At 35.7% G+C, this 17,268-nt stretch carries 16 protein-coding genes; all 16 read right to left on the minus strand.

Annotation, left to right across the window (positions count from 1 at the left end):
- Positions 1–145: 145 nt before the first annotated feature.
- Positions 146–880, minus strand: a complete 735-nt coding sequence (gene fabG / locus ACGH80_RS00185; protein ID WP_174798868.1) for a 3-oxoacyl-ACP reductase FabG — start codon at positions 878–880, stop codon at positions 146–148.
- Between the two features lie 19 nt (positions 881–899).
- Positions 900–1,835, minus strand: coding sequence for an ACP S-malonyltransferase (gene fabD, locus ACGH80_RS00190; protein ID WP_174798867.1), 936 nt, complete (start codon positions 1,833–1,835; stop codon positions 900–902).
- A 35-nt stretch (positions 1,836–1,870) separates the two neighbouring features.
- Positions 1,871–2,824 carry a beta-ketoacyl-ACP synthase III gene (locus tag ACGH80_RS00195; RefSeq protein WP_174798866.1) on the minus strand — a complete coding sequence of 318 codons (954 nt, stop codon included), beginning with the start codon at positions 2,822–2,824 and terminating at the stop codon, positions 1,871–1,873.
- 4 nt (positions 2,825–2,828) lie between these two features.
- Positions 2,829–3,875 (minus strand): phosphate acyltransferase PlsX, encoded by a 1,047-nt coding sequence (gene plsX / locus ACGH80_RS00200; protein ID WP_081298000.1) that lies wholly within the window; start codon positions 3,873–3,875, stop codon positions 2,829–2,831.
- 33 nt (positions 3,876–3,908) lie between these two features.
- A complete protein-coding gene (gene rpmF / locus ACGH80_RS00205; RefSeq protein WP_025316508.1) occupies positions 3,909–4,076 on the minus strand; it encodes a 50S ribosomal protein L32 in 168 nt (55 codons plus the stop codon).
- 4 nt (positions 4,077–4,080) lie between these two features.
- Complete coding sequence (yceD, locus tag ACGH80_RS00210) at positions 4,081–4,590, minus strand: 23S rRNA accumulation protein YceD (protein ID WP_065561382.1); 510 nt, start codon at positions 4,588–4,590, stop codon at positions 4,081–4,083.
- A 242-nt stretch (positions 4,591–4,832) separates the two neighbouring features.
- Positions 4,833–6,752: a BglG family transcription antiterminator gene (locus ACGH80_RS00215; protein WP_174798865.1), complete on the minus strand. Its 1,920-nt coding sequence runs from the start codon at positions 6,750–6,752 to the stop codon at positions 4,833–4,835.
- Between the two features lie 3 nt (positions 6,753–6,755).
- Positions 6,756–7,496 (minus strand): 2-dehydro-3-deoxy-phosphogluconate aldolase, encoded by a 741-nt coding sequence (gene dagF / locus ACGH80_RS00220; RefSeq protein ID WP_065589631.1) that lies wholly within the window; start codon positions 7,494–7,496, stop codon positions 6,756–6,758.
- Complete coding sequence (locus ACGH80_RS00225; protein ID WP_065589632.1) at positions 7,496–8,635, minus strand: DgaE family pyridoxal phosphate-dependent ammonia lyase; 1,140 nt, start codon at positions 8,633–8,635, stop codon at positions 7,496–7,498. The genes dagF and ACGH80_RS00225 overlap by 1 nt, the downstream gene beginning before the upstream one ends.
- Positions 8,613–9,767: an amidohydrolase/deacetylase family metallohydrolase gene (locus ACGH80_RS00230; protein WP_411578239.1), complete on the minus strand. Its 1,155-nt coding sequence runs from the start codon at positions 9,765–9,767 to the stop codon at positions 8,613–8,615. The genes ACGH80_RS00225 and ACGH80_RS00230 overlap by 23 nt, the downstream gene beginning before the upstream one ends.
- A gap of 58 nt (positions 9,768–9,825) precedes the next feature.
- The gene (locus tag ACGH80_RS00235) at positions 9,826–10,464 is read right to left on the minus strand and encodes a DUF4310 family protein (protein ID WP_065589668.1); all 639 of its coding nucleotides are present in this window, start codon (positions 10,462–10,464) and stop codon (positions 9,826–9,828) included.
- 29 nt (positions 10,465–10,493) lie between these two features.
- Positions 10,494–11,246, minus strand: a complete 753-nt coding sequence (locus tag ACGH80_RS00240) for a DUF4311 domain-containing protein (protein ID WP_034910435.1) — start codon at positions 11,244–11,246, stop codon at positions 10,494–10,496.
- Positions 11,247–11,266: 20 nt separating this feature from the next.
- The gene (locus tag ACGH80_RS00245; protein WP_174798863.1) at positions 11,267–11,563 is read right to left on the minus strand and encodes a DUF4312 family protein; all 297 of its coding nucleotides are present in this window, start codon (positions 11,561–11,563) and stop codon (positions 11,267–11,269) included.
- Between the two features lie 13 nt (positions 11,564–11,576).
- Positions 11,577–11,945 carry an SFCGS family glycine-rich protein gene (locus tag ACGH80_RS00250; protein ID WP_034910428.1) on the minus strand — a complete coding sequence of 123 codons (369 nt, stop codon included), beginning with the start codon at positions 11,943–11,945 and terminating at the stop codon, positions 11,577–11,579.
- Between the two features lie 46 nt (positions 11,946–11,991).
- Positions 11,992–12,321 carry a hypothetical protein gene (locus ACGH80_RS00255; protein WP_174798862.1) on the minus strand — a complete coding sequence of 110 codons (330 nt, stop codon included), beginning with the start codon at positions 12,319–12,321 and terminating at the stop codon, positions 11,992–11,994.
- A gap of 655 nt (positions 12,322–12,976) precedes the next feature.
- Positions 12,977–17,194: a DNA-directed RNA polymerase subunit beta' gene (rpoC, locus tag ACGH80_RS00260; protein ID WP_411630370.1), complete on the minus strand. Its 4,218-nt coding sequence runs from the start codon at positions 17,192–17,194 to the stop codon at positions 12,977–12,979.
- Between the last annotated feature and the right edge of the window lie 74 nt (positions 17,195–17,268).

A 17,268-nucleotide genomic window follows, 5' to 3' on the forward strand; every position in this document is an offset into this window, starting at 1 on the left:
TTTTTTTCCTATAAAAATCGCCGAAAGTGGCGGTGAATGTAAGTTTATAAAATGTTGAAAAAGATGCCAATCATTTTCCAACCCAATTGCTTAGTTTTTGTTCAAAACGTTAAAATAATGGCTCATTTTACACTATTCTAACCAATTACACCATATACATGCCACCATTGACATGTAAAGTTTCACCAGTAATATAAGATGCTTCATCTGATACTAAAAATGCTACTGCATTAGCTATTTCTGTTGGTTCACCTAATCGTCCAGCAGGAACTTGTGCTAATGTTAAAGATTTTTGTTCATCGGTTAATGCATTGGTCATATCAGTTGCGATAAAACCAGGTGCAACCACGTTAACAGTAATACCTCGTGATGCAACTTCACGTGCTAATGATTTACTAAAACCAATTAATCCAGCTTTAGCTGCAGCATAGTTAGCTTGGCCCGCATTTCCCATTGTGCCTACTACTGAGCCAATGGTTACAATTCTTCCATAGCGTTTTTTCATCATTGTGCGCAATAATGCTTTAGATAAGCGAAAAACAGATGTTAAATTTGTATTCAAAATATCTTGCCATTCGTCTTCTTTCATTCGCATTAATAAATTATCACGAGTAATACCTGCGTTATTAACCAAAATATCAATATCACCAAATTCAGCCTTAATTGCACCAATAACTGACTCAATTGATGTTTGATCTGTCACATTTAAAGCAAGACCTTTACCATTTGCTCCTAAGTAATGGCTAATAGCTTCAGCACCTTTTTCTGTTGTTGCCGTACCAATAACAGTTGCGCCACAAGCAACTAATTTTTCTGCAATTGCTTTACCAATTCCACGACTTGCTCCCGTAACTAAAGCAATTTTTCCTGATAGGTTCATAACCACCTCTTTTACCATTTTACTTTGTGTTTTCTAATGCCGTTTCTAATGATACTTTATCATTAACCACAAGACCAGAAAGTGTATCAACAATACGTTTAGTTAATCCCGTTAACACTTTCCCAGGGCCCATTTCGATTAAAAGTTTTACATCTTGTTTTGCCATATATTCAACAGTTTCAGTCCAACGTACAGGGCTGTAAAGCTGAGCAATTAATGCAGTTTTAATTTTTTCTGCAGATGTTTCAACTTTAACGTCGACATTATTGATAACAGCAAACTTTGGTGTATTAAATTCAATATCATTTAATGTAGTCGCTAATTTGTCAGCTGCTGGCTTCATTAACGCACAATGTGATGGTACGCTAACAGAAAGCGGTAATGCACGCTTAGCACCCGCATCTTTACATAGTGAGCCTGCACGTTCAACAGCTTCCTTATTACCAGCAATAACTACTTGACCAGGTGAATTAAAATTCACTGGCGCAACAATCTGCCCTTGAGCCGCTTGTTCACATGCTTTGCTAATTGATTCGTTATCTAATCCAATAATAGCGTACATTGCACCTGTGCCGCTTGGCACGGCTTCTTGCATTAATTTTCCGCGTAATTCGACTAATTTAATCGCATCTTTAAACTCAATCACGCCTGCACAAACTAAAGCAGAATATTCGCCTAAACTATGACCAGCCATAAAATCAGGTTGAGTACCATTAACACTTTGCCAGACTCTAAATATTGCAACAGATGAAGCAAGTAGTGCTGGTTGTGTCTGCCATGTTTTATTTAGTTCTTCAACTGGGCCTTTTTGTACTAAATCCCACAAATCATAACCTAACACATCAGAAGCTTCATCAAATGTTGATTTGACAATCGGAAAATTATCAGCAAGATCTTTTAACATACCGACAGCTTGAGAGCCTTGTCCTGGAAATACCATTGCAAATTTGGTCATTCTTAAATCCTTGATCATTAAAAATACTTCATAAACTAAAATCTAACTAGTGCAGATCCCCAAACAAATCCGCCACCAAAGGCTTCTAATAAAATTAGATGACCTCGTTGAATTCGTCCATCTCTTACACCAGTATCTAAAGCACAAGGCACAGAAGCAGCAGAAGTATTGCCCTGCTTATCTAATGTGACAATAACTTTATTCATATCCATATCTAAGCGTTTTGCGGTTGCAGAAATAATTCTTAAATTAGCTTGATGCGGAACTAACCAATCTAAATCTGCTTTATTGAGCGTGTTTTCAGTTAAAAGCTCGTCAACCAAATTTGATAGCTCTTTAACTGCCACTTTAAACACTTCATTGCCATGCATTGTCATATAAACAGGATCATTCATATTACGGCGATCAACATATGGATATTTTAATAAATCACCATAACGACCATCAGCATGGAGATGCGAAGCAATAATACCAGGTTCTTCTGATGCACCGACAACAACCGCTCCTGCACCATCCCCAAAAATGATAATGGTGCCTCGATCATTTGGATCAACACCACGGGTTAACATGTCAGAACCAACAACTAAAGCATTTTTAATTGCACCACTTTTAACATATTTGTCAGCAATATCAAGCGCATAAATAAACCCAGAACAAGCAGCTGACACGTCAAAAGCAACGACATCACCAATACCTAATTTAGCTTGTAATTCTGTTGCAGAACTTGGAAATGCATTGCCCGAAGTTGCTGTTGCAACAATAATCATACCTATTTCTTCTTTATCGATATTGGCCATTTCAATTGCATTTATAGCAGCTTCATAAGCCATGCTCGTTACTGTTTCATCTGGCTCTGCGATACGTCTTTCTTTAATACCAGTACGCGTTGTGATCCATTCATCACTGGTATCAACCATTTTTTCAAGATCTGCATTAGTTCTTATCTGTTTTGGAAGATAACTCCCAGTTCCTAATATCTTTGTATACATCTAATTATTCGCTCTTGGGTAGTGCGGAAGAAAGGCTCGTTGCAATCTTCTCAGGTATATTTGTTTGTATAGCCAAAATAGCTTGTTCTATTGCTGCATAAAATGATTTTTGATTGGCACTACCGTGACTTTTAATCACAATACTTCGAAGTCCAAGCAAGCAAGCGCCATTATATCGTCCGGGATCTAAATAACCAAAATTTTTTGCAATTTTCCTTTGTAGCCATTTACTCAATAATTTCAATAATAGTGAATGATGACCTAACGATAATTTAAAAGAAGACATAAAAATTTTTATTAAACCTTCTACTGTTTTTAACGTTACATTACCCACAAAACCATCACAAACAAGTACATCGGTTTTACCCGTTAAAAGTTCGTTACCTTCTAAATAACCGATATAATTAATTTTGTTATTTGATTTCAAAATAGCAGAAGCCGCACGAATTTTATCCAAACCTTTAATGTCTTCTTCACCAATATTAAGTAATGCAACACGAGGATATTCAATATTAAGCACTGTTTTAGCTAAAATTTCACCCATTATCGCAAACTGAACTAACATATCACTATCACACTCAGCATTAGCTCCTAAATCCAATACTACTGTATTTTGATTGTTTAATGCTGGAACTATAGCGACGAGTGCAGGACGATCTATACCCGTCAATGAATGCAAAAGTAGTTTTGACAGCCCCATTAACGCACCAGTATTACCGGCACTTACACATGCTTGAGCTTTATTATCTTTAACTAGTTCAAGCGCAATTCTCATAGAAGATCCTTGACTATGACGAATTGCATAAGAAGGTTTCATATCATTAGCTATTACTGATGTCGATTCTATCAACATTAATCGACCTTCTTGTTGGTATTGAGTAATTAACTTTGCTTTTTCTTTAGGCAAAAAAAGATTGATTTCTGTTAGACACCCTACCAGAAAAATTGAAAGAGTTGGATAATTATTTAGTGCTTGTATTGCAGCAGGAACAACAATACGAGGACCGAAGTCCCCGCTCATAGCATCTAACGCAATGGTTAGATTATCCAAAATGTCACCTGAGGATTTCTAATTACTAAATAATTATTTAGAAATCACTTTACGACCACGATAATAACCATCAGCGGTTACGTGATGACGCAAATGTGTTTTACCTGATTCATCAACTGAGATATTAGCAACAGTTAATGCATCATGAGAACGACGCATACCACGTTTTGCACGAGTTTTACGATTCTGTTGAACAGCCATGGATTTACCCCTTATTCTTTAAACTAACTAAAATTGCAAATGGATTTGTTTTTTCATTCTCAGTAGGAATTTCACCAAATACCATATCTGCCTCTGACACTTCGCAGTGTTTACTATCATGTACCGGCGCAATTGGTAACGAGAGAATAATTTCGTCCTCAAGTAACGCTAATATATCTACTTCACCAAACTCGTTCATCAAAACGGGTTCATAATGTTCCGGTAGCGTCTCTGCTTGAGCATCGCTCTTAACAGGACTAAATTTATTCGTCACATGAACTTCAGTGACAAAAGGTTTAAAACAACGTTGACAAGTTTGTTCTAACGTTAATTTTGCATCAATATTGATAATGCAGAGTTTTTGTTCATCATAATAAAAAGACAAACTACACTCAATATCACTTTTTGGGCTATCAACCCTATTTACCGCTTGAAGTGGATAATATCCAATATAATCAAGTCGTTTTTGTGCCGATTTAATCGGATCAATAGTAAATGGTAATTTATTTTGCATAAGATATGCATACTACCTTAAAAAAATTTTTTTAGTGTAGTTAAAAACTACACAATGCCATAAGGCGCGCATATTACCTTTAAATCAAGGTTTCGTCAATGGGATCACACAATATAATTTGTTTTAGTTGTTGATTATTACTTTAATATTCATTTTGTTAATGATTATTTTTTTCTTGCAAAGTTTTTTCAGAAAACACCCATATTTCAGTATAAAAGTTGTCATTTTGGTCTTTTCATTTATTATGATAATCGACACAAACTATCTTTCATAATCGCTCGAAAATCATCAAAAGTTCTGCTATCTAATAAACGTTTGGTAGACTTTTCTTTGACAAAGTTTACAAACAAATTATATATTCGCATAGCATCTTCATATTCATCTTTGCTAATTGCTAATAAAAAAATAACATGCGCAACTTCATTTTTATCCCAAACAATACCTTGTGGTGCTAAAATAGTCGTAACTACAGTTTTTTTTGCCAACAATCCAACTGAATGAGGAATAGCAATATTTTCACCTAATAATGTAGAGACTATTTCTTCCCGCTCAACAAGTGATGGATAAAAATCACCACCAACATATCCTGATTGTTCAAGCCTTACACAAATACTTTTAAAAATTTCTTTTTGTGTCATTGGCTTATCAATAATAATAAAGAACTTTTCATCAAAAAAACGTTCAATAATATAAGGCATTTTTCGGTCAACCATTGCCAATCGCCCTAATTGTTCAAGCTGATAAGCTGTCGGAAATGGTGCTATTTTGACAATTTGTTTGTCTTTTTCGGTTAAGCGAACAGTTGATACAACAAAATCCTCTTCTATTTGTGTTAATTGCTCATACTCTCGATAGGAAAGTGTACGATTAATTTGGATATGCGGAAAATCTCTCTTAATTTTTGATTCAACCATACGCAAAGTTGAGTTACTGAGCTCACTAACTAATAGAATTTGTGCAAATCTTTCATGCCCTGCACTATAATTTCGCTCCAATGCTACACCAATATGTAAGGCTAAATAACTTATTTCATCCTCTGTCATTTTTGATTCAGTGTATTTTTCTGTATTAGTTAACGCAGAAAGCGTAATATCATAAGCAAATGGATAATATTGTTTAATTTCATGCAATAAAGGATTGGTTGTTCTTATTTGATATTTTATCCTAGATAACATTGATGACGTATGAATCAGCATATCTTGGCGTAATTTAGTATCATCCCATAAATTATAGTGATATGTATCATTAATATAAGATAATATATGCTCAACTAACGCCAAACTTTTTGCTTGATTTGGGGATTCTGTTATTATTCGAGAAATAATTTGTACACACAGATAATTAAATTCCGCATCACAAAGTACACTGCCTAAAAAATATGAAAACTCTTCTGAAATTTCACGTGCAGCACTAATAACTGTTGTATTAATTTGATCAACTTGATATTCAAGCAGCTCATAACCTTGAGTAATACGAGTAATAGATACAGCGCAACTGTAAAGCAAATATCCCTGTCCTTCAGCATTTAACTTTAGTTCAAAACGTTCAAGTTGGTTTTGTAAAATCTTTTCAAGATAATCTAAATCAATATCATTTAATATTGTCTGACGAAGCCTGTTTACGTTTATAGTATCTTCTGCCATATGACGTTGCCACAATATATCAGTTAAACATGCTCGAATTGATGACTCCTCTCCAACTAAGTACATCCCATAATAAGGACGATTTTCAAGAGATAAATTGTACTTATCTAAATATTGTTTAACCTCGATAACATCATTTTGTAAAGTACTGCGACTTAAAAACCACTCATCAGCTATATCATCCAATTTCACAGAAATGGACTGTGTTAAAAAAGCAATCAATAAAGCCGAAACCCTTTCTTTACTAGTTCTTGGTACTTGCTCAATTGCTTGAGTAATAGGCAATTGAGCATAACTGACTGGATCGGTTACTACAAGTTGATATCCTACATTTTTAGTATAATCAACTTGAGCACCATAACTACGTAAAACATCGTTAAGTGCTGAAACATCAGTACGAATTGTGCGAGTAGATACTGAAAAGCGATTAGCTAACTCTTGCTGAGGTAGTGTCTCTTTTTTTATAGTATCAAATAAATACGCTAATCGCTGATAAGAGAAAAGCACTTTAGATGACATCATTTATCCTACTAGTTTTTGTGTGATAGCTAAAAGTTGTTTGACATCATTGGTTCGCGTTGCACCAGTCGCTTTGTCAATAATAGAACTATAGATGTGTGGAATAATTTTTTTTACACCTGCATCTAAGGCAATTTTTAAAATTGCTTCATAATTATCTAAATCAATTCCACCTGTCGGCTCAAGATAGAAATCGTACTCAGCACAACACTTAGCCACATACTCAAATTCATCTTTATGTTTTAGACCTCCCATAGGAAAATATTTTATTGAACTGCCGCCCATATCTTTCAGTAAAGCGATAGCTGTTTCCACTGGAATAACTCCTGCTGGCGAATTTGAGCTTAAAGGTCCAGTTGCAATATTAACTAAACCAACTTTACCTGTCGGCGAAACTAAACCATTAATGATTGTTTGTTTTTGTCCTAACAATGCTCGGCTAGTCGCAACACCCGTGAAAACTTGGTTAATATGCTGTGGTTGAAGTACCGCTGAAATTTCAGACACCATAGTTGACTGATTTGGATCACCTGCACCAAGCCCCACAGAAATAGCATTATCGATAGCTGCAGCGTATTTTTGCATATCCTCAATCGCCGATTCATTATCTGAATAGTTTTTAGATAAGATACCAACAACTACATGACTTTGTGCCGCTTCATAAATCTCTTTTGCATTATCGATTGAATTTGCTAAAACATTTAAACAAACACGATCATTATAATAATTTGGAGTCAGTTGCATTATTTTGCTCCTTGAATAATATTTTTGATTTTGTTGTAAATAATATCGAGTTGGGCTGATGTTACACTACGCACATCGGCATCAACTTTACCTTCATTGGCTTTATATTCTCTGAAATACACTGCTATTTCGCCTTTTTTCATCAGGTCAACTATCTCAATTGCAGATTTACCTATTACACTTGCATCAAACGTTATTTCTGCACGCGCAATATCACGTCCTGCGCCATCCCAAACGACTCTGGCTGATACTCCATCAAGTGTATTTAGGCTTTCAATAAATGGCGTCATTTTAGTCACCATTTGCTGTCCTGTTTCAGTCTTTTTATCAGTAATATAAAGTTCAATAGCTTTTGTTAATCCTAAAATACCTTCTTTTCCTACTTTCATTGGTCGGCCAATACCTTGTGATTGTAGTTTTAACCATTCCACCGCCTGATGACGACCAATAACCAAACCACTAGTTGGCCCTTCGATTGCTTTAGCACCACTATAAACAACCAAATCTGCGCCTTGCTGATAATAAGTTTGTAAATCTTCTTCTGCCGCTGCATCAACAATTAATGGGACATTATGTTTTTTTGCAATTGCTGCTGTTTGTGCAACCGACAACATACTTTTTTGTACACAATGATGTGACTTAATATATAAAATTGCGGCAGTATCTGGATTAATTAGTGATTCAATATGCTCAGGCTTACACTCGTTGGCATAACCAGCTTCAACAATAATCCCTCCACCTAAAGAAACCATTGTGCCAATTGGTGCACCAAAATTAACATTATGACCTTTAGGAACAATGATTTCACGGGGGACATATTTGTCAGATGAATGTAAATTAAATAATAAATCGCGATCATCCTTAATAATTAATCCAGCAACAGCTTGGGCAATACCAGCAGAAGCACATGATACTACCACCGCATTTTCAACATTAAGCAATTTAGCAATATATTGGCCTGTTTTATCAACCAAATCTTTAATTTCAAAATATTCATTTAGCCCATGGGATACAGTATCGACCACTTCAGGCCTTGGCGTTGAAACACCTAAAATTGTCATTCGTCCTGATGCATTAATTACCTTTTTTAGGTTATATTTACTGTAAACATCTTTTTCAGTTTGAGATTCTGAGCTCATTTTTACTACCTTCTTCTGTTATTTCAATTCGTATCAAATGGTTTTTCTCATCAGCAACAATAGAGGCTAGAGGAACAAATTGCTCATCACTTTGTCTAACTTCACCTTCTGAATCTAATAATGAAACTGTTTGCTGTCTAATATCAAAAATAGTCAAATCTGCATCATAACCAACCGATAAAACACCTTTATTTTTAAGTTGCAAAACTTGTGCCACATTTTTCGTCACACTATCAATGATTCTTTTTCGACTATAACCAAGACAGATAAACTTTGTCATCACATTAGCCAAGCTAAAAACTGGTCCCTGTAAACGATTTTTAGAATAAATATCAGAGCTAATAGTATTAGGATAAATATCTAAGCATTTAGCTCGTTCTGCTACTGAAAAACTAAAACTTTCACCACCATGACCGACATCCAATATCACACCACGTTCAATTGCTCGTTTAATTGAACCACGCAGTTTATTTTGTTTATCAAAGATTTGATTGGGTTTACCATTAAAACAATGTGTAATAATGTCACCTTTTGTTAACAAATCAGCAATTTCATCAAGCTCTGGAGGATTATTGCCAACATGGATCATTAAAGGTAAACCACTCTTTCTTTGCATTTCTTTAGCTTTAATTAAGGGTAAAATGCCATTTTCACCTACTACACTACGGCTCATTCGCACTTTGATCCCAATAATAAAATCGGGATACTTAGCTAATGCCTCATCAAATAAGGGTACATCAATATCTTGTATATCGGCGAGTTCACTTTGCCTTAATAACCCGATTTTAGAAATATTTAAAAAAGAGTAAACATGTGTACTTGCTTGCTGAGCTAATTGATAAAACTCATCTACATCGATAGCTCCAATGCTACCAGCATCAACAACCGCAGTAACACCAGCTTTAACGCCGATCAAATCAGGCTCATCATGATAAATAGGTGAATGAGCAAAACAATGGGTGTGTGAATCAATCCATCCGGCACTGATATAGTGCTTATTTTGTAGATCTAAGACACGCTCAGATTGGTCTGTAATAGAACTAGCAATCGCAACAATCTTTCCATGATGAATAGCAATATCTGTTACTGATTCATCAATTTGTTTGGCATTTTTTATAATTAAATCATACATAATTTATTCCGAATCCCCTCTTTGCAATTTAATAAATTACAGAGGGGAATAACTAATATTATAAAATTGGAAATATACCACCAAAAATCATAGCACCTAAAATAGCTCCACCTGTGATTGGTTTTTTCCATACATAAAAAAGTAGCGCCCCCAATAATGAACCGGTACCAATAGGAATTGAAGCAACCATCGCAGATAAAATAATCATAGGACCAAGAAATCGTCCTGATGCATTACCTGCCCCCATCATGACATCAGCACCAAAAGTCGAACCACCACCACTATTGACAGTGAATTTACGGATAATAATAATAATTAAGCCTATAAGCACACCTAATATCAATCCAGTTGCTAACGCTGCAAAAAAATTTTCAATAGGTAAAGTATAGCCGCCAGCTAGCAGTAACGCAGGTACACCAAGCCCAATACCTGTTTGCAATGCACCACCGATATCTAAAATGCCGACCAAGGAACCCTCAATAACACGAGCAAATAAAAAACTAGCACCAAAAGCCGCAACAGCGCCATAATCGCCAGTGGTCATTCCTGATTTGAGCATAGCAACAAATGCAATTTCATTAAATGCACCAATACCGTACACATAGAATGTATGCGTTCCAGCAAAAATACCGGCAGATAATAGCCCACAAATAATAGGGAAAGACCAATCGGCATACCAAAAACTTTTATTGACCATTGTTTGTGTATTCATAATGTGTCCCTATATTATTTAAACCAATAAGATAAACCATCTCTAAACGAGTTAATCATCTTCAAATCAAAACCACGGAAATATCCACTCATAACAAATAAAATAATGACAGCAACTAACATAATTTTCATCACACGGTTCCAGCCACTATCATCTACACCTTTGCCAATCAATATACCCAACACCAACCCTGGTACTGCATTGCCCATAATTAACTGTGCAAGCCCACCAAATAACGTTCCCCAAAATCCACTACGACGCCCTGCATCTAGAGCGGCTAACCAGAAAATAACAGGCATAACCGTTGCAACTAACAAGTTAGCGGCAGGAACAAGAACCTTCGTTGCAGTAATTTTTAGCGAATCAGGAATAACTGAAGTGGTTGTATTTAAAAATAACACCACAATCATCCCAATAAATGCACAAGCAAATGCCATTTTTTTAGGATCATGTAAGGTTTCTGCAAGATTACGATTTTTTATCATCAATAAAGCTCCACCCCAGTTAGGGATGATGCGATGATCAACGTCTTGAGTAAAAGAACCAGCAGCAACCGATGAAGCCCACGCATTAAAAAAAAACCCTAAACCAAATGAAAAGTGCGCTGCAGGATCACCTTCACAAGAATTAAGTTCACCTAATGTCCGAAACGCACCCATCCCTTGATAAGTTGGCGCATGAAACATTCGAGCAGCTCCCGCACCGACCCCAAAACCACAAAGTCCGCCGATAATAATAGACTTGAATGCAATAATTAAAATTTCCATAACTTCCCTTTTACGTTATGTTATTTTGAAGTAAACTTAATATCATTTAAATCAATAAAAATTACGTTAACAGATACATCAAGCGTGATTTCATAAAATGTCTTTTTCCTTGGCAAAAAGATAAACAAAAAACGTTCTGTTGTTATCTTTTCTATTGCTGATACAACTTGAATATCAATTGGTTCTATTCGCAACATAATATTATTAATGTTTTTGAGTACTTCTTTCTGAACCTGACTTAAAGCTATAGCAAAAGCTCGCTGCTTAGAATCACCATGACCTTTTACTCTAACAAGTTTCTGTTCTGTTTTTTTCATTCTTATTTACCGTTTATGAACGTGGATATTTTTTTAGAAATGCTTTTGCTACACGTTGTCCTAATTCTTCCGTGTCCATGAAACCAAAACCAAGAACTTTACAGCCGTCATTAATAGCTGTTTCACCTTCCTCAATTGATCGCATACCATGGCGTTGTGAATAGCCATATTTATTTTGTGCAGTAATAGCACCAGCTCCACCACTACCACAAAATGAAAGGCCCAAATCGGCATTTTCTTTATTCATTACATCACCTAATTTCATATCTGCTGCCATACCTGGAATGACGATTGCACGACAACCTTCTACTGAGTTAATTCCCTCCGCAATTTTTTGCCCTTTTCCCATTCTATCGCCGATAACAATGACTACTTCTGCCATAATATTTCTCCTATTAATTATTGTTTTTTACTTGTCTAGTAATCGTTTAATTTGCTTTAGCTACTTCATAATGAACTGCCAATAAATATGCTTCTTCTATCGGTAAATTATCAAATAAGTTTATTGTTTTTCTTGCCAGTTCTAAAGATTCTTCTGAAAGTTCATCAAATAACCCAGGGTCGACTTCAGGTAATGTTTCTAATGTTTTGGCCCTTTCAACCATAGCTTTTACATGTGAAAATAACATCGCTTTTTGAACATCATTTTGTATGATTTGATGCTGTACTAACCAACTATTGATGATCGTAATGGTTTGTTCAATAACTAACTCTGGTTCTAAATTATCCTCGATCATTCGAAATTTTATTGGGTTCATAGCTAATACATATCTCTTATTGTTTTTTGAATTGGATAGAATAAGCGTAAATCAATCAAGGCTTAATGTGGATAGAGAATTTTTCCGTCTGCAAGAGGAAATTTATTATAAAGTTTGCTAAATACAGCAATAAGCAAGAATTGTTACTCTTGATACAACTATTTATTGATTAAATCTATGTTCAATTTTGTGATTTAGATCATAAAACCCGACCTTCACAAATACATTTAAAAATACAATTTCTATAATTTGATTAATTAGATAATACTGTCATTTATACATTGAGGATAATATTCAAACATTGTAAAAAATAGATAAAAATTAAAAAATTAGTTTATTTTTCCAAAAATGCTCAGGTTTGCTATTGATTTTATTTGATTTTTTAATGTTTAAAAAATTAATCTTTTTATACTTAGCTATTTATATTATGAAGACTATGAGCAAATTGTGCAAAATTAACTTAAGCTTTAAAATCCACTTTAGACATCCACTCTGTAGAAAACAGCGCATAGCTTTCTTCTATTTTCTCTTGTGAAAGGTAAAGACGATTCATTACAACATACATGCCTATACTTTTTATATTTATGACTTTTAGTCATCATATAAAAAAATAGCACGCTATGCGTGCTATTTATGAATCAAATCTATAATGAGACTATTGATTTTCTTCAGCTGAATTTAGTAACTCAGCTAAATTAGCTGTAGCTTCTTCAGCTGAAATTGTTGTTTGAATCTCATCAGTCGATGGCATTGCTCGTTTACGTAAACGTTCCTTATGGTAAGCATAACCTGTACCAGCTGGAATTAATCGACCAACAATTACGTTTTCTTTTAAGCCACGTAATTCGTCATTTTTACCAGCTACCGCTGCCTCTGTTAAGACGCGAGTCGTTTCTTGGAACGAAGCTGCAGAAATAAACGATTCAGTCGTTAATGATGCTTTGGTAATACCAAGTAGATCGTGTAAATAAACAATCGGTTCTTTACCTTGAGCCTCAAGTTCACGGTTGATAATCTTCAAGCGTGAAACTTCAAGTTGTTCGCCTTCAAGCAAGCGAGAGCCACCAGGATGGATAACTGTTGCTTTACGTAACATTTGGCGCACAATAACTTCAATGTGTTTATCGTTAATTTTTACACCTTGTAGACGATAAACTTCTTGAACCTCGTTTACAATATAACGTGTTACAGCATTAACACCACGTAGACGTAAAATGTCATGAGCCGATTCAGGTCCATCAGAAATTACATCTCCACGACCAACTTGTTCACCTTCAAATACGTTAAGTTGACGCCATTTTGGAATCATTTCCTCATATGGTTCACTACCATCTAACGGAGTGATAATTAAACGACGTTTACCTTTCGTTTCTTTACCAAATGAAATGATACCATCAATTTCAGCTAAAATAGCAGGCTCTTTTGGTTTACGAGCTTCAAATAGGTCAGCAACACGTGGTAAACCACCGGTGATATCTTTGGTACCAACAGATGCTTGTGGAATACGAGCAAGTGTGTCACCAATATTGATTTCTGCACCATCCTCTAACTGTACTAACGCTTTACCTGGTAAAAAGTATTGTGCAAGCATTTCTGTACCAGTAAGATAAATATCTTTACCTTCAGCATCAACAATTTTAATTGCTGGACGTAAATCTTTACCCACCCCAGTTCGTTCAGCTACGTCTAATATCACAATAGATGATAAACCAGTTAACTCATCAGTTTGGCGAGTAATAGTTTGTCCATCAACCATATCAACAAAACGAACAAAACCTTTTGCTTCTGAAATAACTGGCATTGTATGCGGATCCCAGTTAGCAACGGTTTCACCCGCATCAACTGTTACACCATCACCTTTACTTAAAATCGAACCATAAGGAACTTTATAGGTTTCTTTCATTCGACCTAATTCATCAATAATCGTTAATTCTGCATTACGCGAAGTAATAACTAATTTCTTATCTGGGTTAGTTACAAATTTAGCATTAGTTAATTTAATACTACCTTTGTTTTTAACTTGCACACTTGATTCAGCAGCAGCACGCGACGCCGCACCACCGATATGGAACGTACGCATGGTTAACTGAGTACCTGGTTCACCAATTGACTGCGCAGCAATAACGCCGATGGCTTCACCTTTATTAACCAAATGACCTCGAGCCAAATCTCGTCCATAACATTTTGCACAAACACCAAAATCAGTATCACACGAAACGACTGAACGTACTTTAACGCTATCTACCGATTCAGCTTCAAGTAAGTCACATTTACTTTCATCAAGTAAAGTATTACGTGGAATTAAGATATCTGCACTACCAGGTTTTAATACATCTTCAGCTGTGACTCGACCTAATACACGCTCACGAAGTGGTTCTTTAACATCACCACCTTCAATAACTGGTGTCATGACCACACCTTCTAAGGTGCCACAGTCGTCTTCGATTACCACTAGATCTTGTGCAACGTCAACTAAACGTCGAGTTAAATAACCTGAGTTTGCTGTTTTTAATGCAGTATCGGCAAGACCTTTACGCGCACCATGAGTAGAAATAAAGTATTGAAGTACGTTTAATCCTTCACGGAAATTCGCTGTGATAGGTGTTTCGATAATCGAACCATCTGGTTTTGCCATCAAACCACGCATACCAGCAAGCTGACGAATCTGTGCAGCAGAACCACGTGCACCTGAGTCAGCCATCATGTAAATACTATTGAAAGAAGATTGAACTTCCTCTTCACCTTCACGGTTAATGACTTTTTCAGTTGATAAGTTATCCATCATGGCTTTAGCAACACGTTCATTAGCAGCTGCCCAAATATCGATAACTTTATTATAACGTTCACCAGCAGTTACTAAGCCTGATTGGAATTGCTCTTGAATTTCAGCAACTTCAATTTCAGCTTCATTGATGATTTGTGATTTCTTAGCTGGAATCTCCATATCATCAATACCAACAGATACCCCTGAACGTGCTGCATAAGCAAATCCAGTGTACATAATTTGGTCGGCTAAAATTACCGTATCTTTCATACCTAATTGGCGATAACAAATATTTAAAATCTTAGAAATCGCTTTTTTACCAAGAGGTTGATTAATAACAGAGAAGTTCATTCCTTTTGGCATAATTAACCATAAAATTGCACGACCGACAGTTGTATCAACAATCGAGGTAGTATCTTCCCACTCACCTACACTATTTCGTTGGCTTTCAGTAATACGAACTTTAACTTTAGCATGTAATTCAACTAGACCTAAACGGTATAGCTTTTCAGCTTCTTTAGGACCAGTTAATACCATGCCTTCGCCTTTGGCATTAATTTTATCACGAGTCATATAGTAAAGACCTAAAACCACATCCTGAGAAGGAACGATAATAGGTTCTCCACTTGCAGGTGAAAGAATATTGTTGGTTGACATCATTAACGCACGTGCTTCTAACTGAGCTTCTAACGTTAATGGAACGTGAACCGCCATTTGGTCACCATCAAAGTCAGCATTAAATGCCGCACAAACTAGTGGGTGTAATTGAATCGCTTTACCTTCAATTAGGATAGGTTCAAATGCCTGAATACCTAATCTATGTAATGTTGGAGCACGGTTTAATAATACTGGATGTTCACGAATAACTTCATCTAAGATATCCCAAACAATTGCATCTTCACGCTCAACCATTTTCTTCGCAGCTTTAATGGTTGTTGCATAACCGCGACGTTCTAATTTCCCATAAATAAATGGTTTGAATAATTCAAGTGCCATTTTCTTTGGTAAACCACACTGATGCAAATGCAAGTATGGACCTACAGTAATTACAGAACGACCCGAATAGTCAACACGTTTACCTAACAGGTTTTGACGGAAACGACCTTGCTTACCTTTGATCATATCAGCGAGGGATTTTAATGGGCGTTTGTTAGAACCTGTAATTGCACGACCTCGGCGACCATTATCTAATAATGCGTCAACAGATTCTTGTAACATACGTTTTTCATTACGTACAATAATATCTGGTGCAGCTAAATCCAATAAACGTTTTAAACGGTTATTACGGTTAATAACTCTACGGTAAAGATCATTTAGATCTGATGTTGCAAAACGCCCACCATCTAGTGGAACCAATGGACGTAAATCTGGTGGCAACACAGGTAATACATTTAAGATCATCCATTCAGGTTTGTTTTCTGATTGAATAAATGCTTCAATAATCTTAATACGTTTAGTTAGTTTTTTACGCTTAGTTTCAGAATTAGTAGTTGCTAGCTCATCGCGTAGAACTTCACATTCTGCTTGCACATCAATATTACGCAATAATTCTTGGATAGCTTCAGCACCCATACGAGCATCAAACTCATCACCAAACTCTTCTAACGCGTCAAGATATTGCTCTTCAGTTAAAATCTGACCTCGCTCTAAATTAGTCATGCCACCATCAAGAACCATAAATGACTCAAAATAAAGCACTCGTTCAATATCGCGAAGTGGCATATCAAGTAATAAGCCGATGCGAGAAGGTAATGATTTTAAAAACCAGATATGAGCAGTTGGAGATGCAAGTTCAATGTGCCCCATACGTTCACGACGTACTTTAGCTTGAGTTACTTCAACTCCACATTTTTCACAAATAACACCACGGTGTTTTAGACGTTTATATTTTCCACATAAACATTCATAATCTTTTACTGGTCCGAAAATACGTGCACAAAACAACCCATCACGTTCAGGTTTGAACGTACGATAATTGATTGTTTCAGGTTTTTTGACTTCACCAAAAGACCATGAACGAATCATATCAGGAGAAGCAAGGCCTATCTTGATAGCATCAAAGTCTTCAGTTTTTGTTTGTGCTTTTAGAAACTTTAATAAGTCTTTCACAATTGACTCCTATGGAGTTAAACCAATTAGATAACTTATTATTACTAATAAGTTATCCCTATAAATAGAAATCA

The organism is Gilliamella sp. BG1, assembly GCF_046635625.1.
Lineage (GTDB): Bacteria > Pseudomonadota > Gammaproteobacteria > Enterobacterales > Orbaceae > Gilliamella > Gilliamella bombi.